Origin of the sequence: Spongiibacter marinus (assembly GCF_016906995.1) — a bacterium.
GTDB classification, from domain to species: Bacteria; Pseudomonadota; Gammaproteobacteria; order Pseudomonadales; family Spongiibacteraceae; genus Spongiibacter; species Spongiibacter marinus.
On sequence record NZ_JAFBBD010000020.1, the window covers coordinates 1 to 8,003 of the forward strand.

General features: G+C 53.2%; 6 protein-coding genes. All 6 read right to left on the bottom strand.

Going from position 1 to position 8,003, the window contains the following annotated elements:
• Positions 1–568: 568 nt before the first annotated feature.
• Positions 569–940 (bottom strand): Hpt domain-containing protein, encoded by a 372-nt coding sequence (locus HNR64_RS16850; protein ID WP_204997555.1) that lies wholly within the window; start codon positions 938–940, stop codon positions 569–571.
• Complete coding sequence (locus HNR64_RS16855; RefSeq protein WP_204997556.1) at positions 933–1,331, bottom strand: response regulator; 399 nt, start codon at positions 1,329–1,331, stop codon at positions 933–935. Before HNR64_RS16855 ends, HNR64_RS16850 begins: the two co-directional genes overlap by 8 nt.
• Before the next feature lies 1 nt (position 1,332).
• A complete protein-coding gene (locus HNR64_RS16860; RefSeq protein ID WP_204997557.1) occupies positions 1,333–2,466 on the bottom strand; it encodes a sensor histidine kinase in 1,134 nt (377 codons plus the stop codon).
• A 102-nt stretch (positions 2,467–2,568) separates the two neighbouring features.
• Positions 2,569–5,652: an error-prone DNA polymerase gene (locus HNR64_RS16865; protein WP_204997558.1), complete on the bottom strand. Its 3,084-nt coding sequence runs from the start codon at positions 5,650–5,652 to the stop codon at positions 2,569–2,571.
• 7 nt (positions 5,653–5,659) lie between these two features.
• Entirely contained in the window at positions 5,660–7,123 is a 1,464-nt protein-coding gene (locus HNR64_RS16870) for a Y-family DNA polymerase (RefSeq protein WP_204997559.1), read from the bottom strand.
• Between the two features lie 3 nt (positions 7,124–7,126).
• A complete protein-coding gene (gene imuA / locus HNR64_RS16875; RefSeq protein WP_204997560.1) occupies positions 7,127–7,885 on the bottom strand; it encodes a translesion DNA synthesis-associated protein ImuA in 759 nt (252 codons plus the stop codon).
• Positions 7,886–8,003 lie beyond the last annotated feature (118 nt).

Genomic DNA, 8,003 nt, shown 5'->3' on the forward strand with positions numbered 1-8,003 from the left:
ATTCCCCATGTGAGAGTAGGTCATCGCCAGGCTTCTAAACTAAAGTGCCCCAGCCGAGTTCGGTTGGGGCACTTTGCTATGTGGCTAGAAAAAGTTGGGCAACTGGCGCTGACCGACGGCAATGACTCGCGCTTGTAGCGCTCGCCCTACGGGCAGCCTGCGGCTGTCCAAACCTGTTGCACAGGTTTGTCGCCAGGCTTCTAAATAAATGGCCAAAGCACTCCTTCTAGTCATGGGCCACACCGACACCCCGGTCAGCATTAGCTGTCCGGGGTTTTTTATTTAGGATGCGAAGAACTTCTGCCACTAAATATTGGGCCCATGTGACACCCCATGTACCGAAGGTACAGGGTTGGGGCGCCGATAGGCGTCGCGCAGCGATTGCATGCACTGCATGCAACCCAATGTAGGTCATGGCCAAAACACTCCCGTTGGTCGCGGGGCAGGCCCTCGCCAGGTTGTTAAAAACAAGGCGCTATACAGCGTCCTGCGTTTCGATAAATAGCTCGGATAAAAGGCGGGATAGAAAGAATTAGGGGGGCACAGACGGATAAATCGCTAACTTTACCTAGCGACGCTGTAGGTTAATTTCGCGGATTTTAATTTCACTACTTGTAGAGAGTTCACGAAGAATATCGATAGAGTGCTGGGCAGCACTGGTCTCCTCTGCACTCAATGAGTCGTTACTTTCTCGTTCTTTGATTACCTGCTCTATAGCGCGTGCCGCTTGGCTGACTTCATCTATTCCCAGTACCCCAGATGTTCCGGCAATCGTATGGGCTTGGCGATAGATATCTTGTAATGTCTCTTCCTTCGGTTGAGCCAAGTTACTCGTCCAGGCCTCAACCAATTGCGTTACTCGCCCGGGTAGTTTTTTAATGTAGTCGCGTTGTAGTTGCCGCAACTCTTCATTTATATCTTGGTGTGATGGGTTAGGCACGGTGAAAATCCTCCCATATATCCTTCAATTTTTGCGCCATATCCATTGGCTCAAAGGGCTTACTAATCACTGCATTTGCGCCCAAGCTGAGTAGCTGGTCGACTTCGTCAGCTTGCACCTTCGCGGTGATAAATACGATAGGTGTGTTTTGATATTGCTCGTTATTGCGAATTTCTGACAGTACACTGGGGCCGTCCATACCGGGCATCATGACATCCAATAGTATTAGCTGGGCCGGGAATGTTTCCAGTGTAGCGAGGCCTTCTGGTCCGCTTGCACAGCAGCGAGTGTCGAGGCCGCCTATCGTTTTTAAGGCGATATCGGCGACGATTCGAATGTCCTCTTCGTCTTCAATATAAAGTACGCGTTCTAGGCTTTCATTGTGTGACATTTTAAGCCCCTGTCCGGTCCTTTTTACGCAAGTCGATATAAAACTCTGTGCCGTTTTTTACACTGGAATTGAAGCTGAGTTCCCCTTCATGGTGCTCGACAATCGCTTTAGATATATGCAACCCCAAACCAGTACCACCGATAGCGCGTTGGTTGGAGCTATCCGCTTGGGTAAACTTTTCAAAAATATGAGGTTGGAACTCCTCGGGTATACCTTTACCTTGGTCTTTCACGACGATTCTTATGCCGTGTTCAGTCTCTTCTGCTGAGACATACACTTCGGTGTTCAACGGTGAGAATTTCGCAGCGTTAGACAATAGGTTGCTCATTACTTGCATCATTCGGTCAGGGTCGACATCGATACTCAGGTGGTCGGGGCACTCGCCCAGCACATAGCGCACCTGGTATTTGTCACCGTAAACACGATTGTCACTGATAGCGGTTTCCAAAAAGGATCTTAGCGGGATGCGGGTGATGCGATATTGCATCTTCTCCGACTCGATTTTAGAGATATCGAGGATGTCGTTAATGAGTAAAAGCAGGCGCTCGCTATTTTTTTGGGCGATATCTATGAGTGCTTCACTTTTTTCAGGATCATTGGTCAACGCGCCTGACTTGAGAATGTCCAGAGAAGCCTTGATCGACGTCAGGGGCGTGCGTAGTTCGTGGCTGACTGTCGAGATGAATTCGTCTTTGATGCGCTGCTCATGAACACGCCGCATCGCCTCACGCAGCTTTTCTTCTGTGTCCTTGCGTTCTGAAATGTCGCGAACGATGCCGGTAAACATTCGTTCGCCTTTGATCAGCATCTCGCTGACGGCGAGCTCCATCGGGAAAACATCTCCGTTCTTGCGTTGGCCGCGTACTTCTCGACCGATATCAATGACCTTTTTGGTGCCAGTGGTCAGGTAACTGTGAATGTAACCATCGTGTTCTTCACGGTAGGGACTCGGCATCAACATACTGACATTGCGGCCAATTAATTCTTGGCTTTGATAGCCAAATATCCGCTCTGCAGCAGGGTTTACGGTATCGATAAGTCCTTGATTATTAATCGTTATAACGCCGTCGACCATCGTTTCTAGAATGGCCTTGCTACGATTTAGCAAATCTGTGACAGCATCGGGTTTTGGCATCGAATTCAGATCATACAATCAATAGGGTTGCCACGGTGTCATTCGAGCTTAGTGCTTGTCCCGCAAGGCTTTAACTGGGAATTGTACTTACCGAATAAGGCCTTAATGGAAGTCGTGAGAGTCCACGTGTAGCGGGAAGAGCGCACCGATATCACGCAGGGTGTGTGCGATGATGTGCGTCACTCTACTACCTGTCTGCTGGTCACTGTGCTGTATTTCACCCGTCACTTCCAGTATTCGCGCCGACAGGATGGCCTGGCGGTTTTCCGCTTGTTTCGCTGGCCACACAATGACATTGATGTTCCCGGTGTCATCTTCGAGTGTCATAAACAGTACGCCAGAAGCACTACCGGGGCGTTGCCGGCAACTGACGATGCCCGCAACGGTCAGCCATTGGCCATCTTTAATATCGCTCAGGCGAGCCGCTTGCTGATAGTGTTCGCAATACCCTTCACTGCGTAGCCACGCCATAGGGTGGCGACGGAGGCTTAGTGAGTTGTAGGCATAGTCATGTTGAATGTTCTCCTTCTCCGAGGGTATCGGTAGGGTAGCGGGTGCTTCAGTATTGTGGGTGTTGACTAGCTGGCCGCTACCGCGGTGCTGCTGTATGTACCAATAGCTGCGGTAGCGATCTATTTCGAAGTCGTGAAACACATCGCTGCGCGCAAGTAGGTTGAGCTGGCTTGTACTGAAATTCCCCTCACTGCGAAGTCGCTGAAGGCAGCTCTCCACTGAGGTAAACGCTTGTTGCTGGCGTAGCTGGCAAAGTGCTTGTGCGCTTTCATATGACAGGCCTTTGATGGTTCGCAAGCCGAGGCGAATTGCAGAGCTTTCTTGTTTAAACACCACACGGTGTTCCCAGTCACTGTGGCAGGCAGAGACTGGGAGAATGGCTACGTCGTGCCGCTGAGCGTCCTGACAAAGCTGAGAAACAGAATAGAAGCCCATCGGCTGGCTATTGAGTAAGCCGCAGTAAAAAGCGGCAGGATGGTGACACTTGATCCAAGCCGAGGCGTAGGCGAGGAGAGCAAAGCTCGCTGAATGTGACTCTGGAAAACCGTAGGCACCAAACCCTTTCATTTGGCTGAATAAGCGCTCTGCAAAGTCGAGGTCGTAGCCGCGCTCAAGCATGCCGTTCACCAATTTATCTTTAAAACCCGCTAAGTCGCCATTCTTCCCCCAGCTTGCCATTGCCCGCCGTAATTGATCGGCTTCACCGCCGCTAAAGCCAGCGGCGACCATGGCAAGTTGAATCACTTGCTCCTGGAATATGGGCACCCCGAGAGTGCGCTTGAGTACTTTTTCAATCTCCTTATTTGCGTAGTGCTCAGCTTCTAAACCCTGCCGGCGACGAAGGAAGGGGTGCACCATACCGCCCTGGATGGGGCCAGGACGTACGATCGCTATTTGAATCACTAAATCGTAGAAGCAGCTAGGTTGAAGGCGGGGAAGCATGGTCATCTGTGCCCGGGACTCAATCTGAAAGACCCCAATGCTGTCTGCGCGTTTGAGCATGGCATAAGTCTCTGCATCTTCTGCAGGGATATCACTTAGTCTGATATCTGTGCCCGCGGCATCACTGATATACCGCAGGCTTCGGCGTAAGGCGCTTAGCATTCCTAAGGCCAAGATATCAATTTTCAACATGCCCAAGGCTTCCAGGTCGGACTTGTCCCATTGAATAATGGTGCGCTCGGGCATGGCGGCATTTTCCTGGGGCACCAAGGTATTGATCGGCTCACGACTGATAACAAAGCCGCCAACGTGTTGAGACAAATGCCGGGGGAATCCGATAAGGGCATTGACCGCATCGATGAATTGCTGGCCGCGGTGGTCCGATGTGCTTATACCCAGCTCACTGAGGCGCAGGGCTAAGCTGCTTTGGTTGTCCCACCACGCCATATTTTTACTGAGCTGGTTGATGAGCTGGGTGTCCAAGCCCAGTGCCTTGCCCACATCGCGCACAGCGCTTCGGCGCCGGTAGCTAATAACGGTGGCAGCCAAAGAAGCATGGCTACGACCATACTTGCGATAAATGTATTGAATCACCTCCTCTCGGCGTTCGTGTTCGAAATCGACATCGATATCCGGAGGTTCATCGCGCTCCCGAGAGATAAAGCGTTCAAATAGCAGCTCGCTCCGGCTTGGGTCGACTTCCGTGATGAATAAGCAATAACACACTGCTGAGTTTGCCGCGGAGCCCCGGCCCTGGCAGAGGATGCCCTGGCTTCGGGCGAACTGGACGATGTCGTAGACAGTGAGGAAATAGTGCTCATAGCGTAGCTCAGCAATGAGGCTTAGCTCTTTATCAATACTGCTCTGAACATCGCCTGGAATGCCTTGCGGCCAGCGTTTCTCGGCGCCCATTTGGGTTAGCTCGCGCAAAAAAACGGTGGCACTTTTTTCCTTGGGTACCAGCTCGGTGGGGTATTGGTACTTTACCTCTTTTAGGTCGAACTGGCAGCGAGCGGCAAGTTTGTCGCTTTCGTCTAACAAGGCCTGAGGGTAGTCGCGCGATAATAGCTCCCGAGGTTTTATATAGTATTCGCTATTCATCAAGGTGTTGCGGCCGAGTTGGCCAACGGTTGAATGCAGGCGAATTGCGCGAAGCACATCGAATAGGGGGTGGCGGCTGCGACAGTGCATCAAAATATGGGGGGCGGCCACAAGCGGAATTTGGTAGCGGCACGCCAGGTCATAGTGTTTGAGGTAATACGCTTCCTGTTGGGCAGTGCAGTGCAGCGCGACACCCAGCCACAAGCGCGTAGGGAACAAGGCCTTTAAGTCCTTCAAACCAGTTGCGCCACATTTACTTTCAGGAAGATAAATCGCGAGTAGGTGCCGGTTGAAGCGCTGAAGTGCCTCCACGCTCAGGGCATAATTGCCTTTGGTGCTATGCAAACGGCTGTAACTGATGAGTGAGCATAGCTCGCTGTAAGCTTGCCGACAGGGCGCGACGAGTAGCAGTTGGAATCCTTCTTGAAACTGGAAGCGTGCGCCGCATATCAGCTTGATATTTGCGTCTTTGGCCGCTTGCCAGGCCCGCACTATTCCCGCCAGAGAAGCTTCGTCACACAGGGCGATTGCACTGTAGCCATTCGCCTCGGCTTGGGCAACCAGCTCCTCCGGGTGGGATGCCGCGCGTAAGAAACTGAAGTTACTCTGACAGTTCAGCAGTGTGGCCATGGCGCTTTCAGGAAAAAAAGCCGTGCAGGTACCACTGCTGACTGAGGCAGTCTTTAAATAGCCAGCACAGGCCGTGGTCGTTGTGTCGGGCAATGTAGTAGTCGCGAACCTGGCGTTGCTGCCACCAATTACTATCCAGGCGCTCCGGGCCCTGAAGTATTTCAAGGGGGCCCTGCCAGACCAATCCGGTGGTAGTGCGTTGAAGCGGCAGAGGCGTCGGCAACAGCAAACTGGGTCTGAGCGCTTCACTGCTTGCCTCGTGGTCACGGTGTTCGCAGTTATAGTCGCTGACGGGGCACGCAACGCCTTGTTGTTCCGGTAACACTCGGTCGTCTATCTTCAACTGCTGAAGCGCGTTGTCACCTAGGCGCAGCTGCAAGCTATTGATTAGGCGAAGTTGGGCGTCATTCTGCTCGGTGGCTTCTCTATGCTCGTCAAAAAGTTGCTGTTTGGTGGCTTCCAGGCTGACAAACTCTCTGCATTCCAAAGTAATGCCTTCTACAGCGCCAGCTAAGGTAAACCCTTCCAGCTGCAGAGCAATGAGTTCGAGAAGGTTTTTGCGATGAAAGTGGCGGTGATTAACCGGCGTTTTCCAGTGCTGGCGTTCGCCGCTTAGATAGTGGAAGGTCCAGTGCAGGTCACGGTTTAAGCACTGGCGCAGACGTAAATAGACCTCTAGCTCTTTGAGCATGGCAGACATCGGAACGCGCAGCTGGTCACTCTGAAATAAGCCGCCATCAAACTGACGCTCACTGACAAAAACGTCAGCGGGTTGGTAGCGCTGTCTTGGATCCTGCTTGCGCCCAGTTAGGCGGGCGACAAAGTCGGCCATAACCGGGTCGAAGCTGCTCAACAGTTGCTTGCGCGGCAGGCTAAGAACATCCCCTAGTCGCCTCAGGCCCATATTGTGCAGCGCTTCTAATTGGGCGCTTGGCAGCGGGAGCTGGCGGCAGGGTAGTGACGCCAGTGCGCGCTTTAGTGGATCGCGTTTGAGCTCGCCCTCGGTATTTACTAGATGAGCGGGGCGAATGCCTTGCAAGCTTAAGAGTTCTGCTGCCAAAGGGGTATTGCCCAGGCCAATATTTAACTGTAAGCCGCGTTTTCGATAGGCGGAAAGCAGGGCGCGATACAAACGCTGCAAGTTGCCAAATAGCTTGAGCGAGCGGCTCACCTCCAATAAGAGTGCGTTGGGCGGCGATAGACTGATGTCGTCGCTGAAGCGATAGGCCCAAAGAGCCAGGCGCTGCCAGTGGGCCTGTTCGCACTCGCTCTGCTGCGGTTGGCAGTAGAGCGAGGGGCAAAGCGCTAAAGCAGTGGTTAACGACATTCCCTCGGTAACGCCCGCGAGCCTGCTAGCGGCGTTCACCAGTGCTACCTGTTGCTGTGCAATCAGGGCGCAGGGCTCGCTCAGCGGTGCGCCGGGCAAGGCCTCCAAACCCAGTAGTGGGAACCGTAAGCACACATACAGCATGGATTATGACCGTATTACTGGGTGGCTAGAGGGTGTTGACGGACGTCCAGCGACATGGAGATTGACCGCAAGGCGCCGCCGCGGGTTGGTGTTTGTTGGCCACTCATTAACAGGGCGCTGGGCTTCAGTTAGCTGTTTATTTCGCGGCAGTGTGAGTTGCTGGCCGGCATGACCACCATATTGTTTAAGAATGACCAACTTAATGTCTCGAGGCCCCCCTTCGACCTGTACGCGCAGCGGGGCAGGCGAGGTTTGTGGTTGGCAGCGGCTTGGGCGGAAGTGAAGGTGCCAGCAGTGACCTTCACGTGCTGCCAAATGTAATCGCCGTAGCTGCTTGTCATTCGGCGAACAATTTGCCGACCAGCTGAGTAGCGCGCAAAAGACCCCGCTGCGCAAGGCCTCTTCGGCGGCCCAAAGCTGGTGTTGACGATGGGCATGAATCAGCCACTGCTGTTGCGCAGCCAGGCCGTGCTGAGCGAGCCCAGGGGCAAAGGGGAGATAAGGCGGGTTTAACCAGGCAATGGGGCGGTCGCGATTGAGCTGGCTCAGCGTAGGCATGACCAATTCCAGCTCGCCTACCCCAGGGGTATCACACAAAAATTCACTGCTGCCGCTGCTCGGCCAGCCACCTTGGTGTAAGGCTCGGTCTAAGGGAGCAAAGCCCGTCGCGTTACTCTGGCCGCCTACTGCGTGGCGGCGACGTTGTTTGGCTGGCCACAGCTGCTGTCGGTTGATAAGTTGTTCAAGTGTTTTACTAGGCATTGGACATGGCGCGAATCTATATGCTGTATGTATATAAGGGGTATCCATTTAGCTCCACATAGCGTATAACTACTGGATGGATATCCATACTTTATCCCCGATTGCCGGCAAAGACTAC

Bases quoted from the DNA above. Each gene is read 5' to 3' on its own strand.
- imuA (WP_204997560.1), bottom strand. From the start codon at position 7,885: ATGCCTAGTAAAACACTTGAACAACTTATCAACCGACAGCAGCTGTGG.
- HNR64_RS16860 (WP_204997557.1), bottom strand. From the start codon at position 2,466: ATGCCAAAACCCGATGCTGTCACAGATTTGCTAAATCGTAGCAAGGCC.
- HNR64_RS16870 (WP_204997559.1), bottom strand. From the start codon at position 7,123: ATGCTGTATGTGTGCTTACGGTTCCCACTACTGGGTTTGGAGGCCTTG.
- HNR64_RS16855 (WP_204997556.1), bottom strand. From the start codon at position 1,331: ATGTCACACAATGAAAGCCTAGAACGCGTACTTTATATTGAAGACGAA.
- HNR64_RS16865 (WP_204997558.1), bottom strand. From the start codon at position 5,652: ATGGCCACACTGCTGAACTGTCAGAGTAACTTCAGTTTCTTACGCGCG.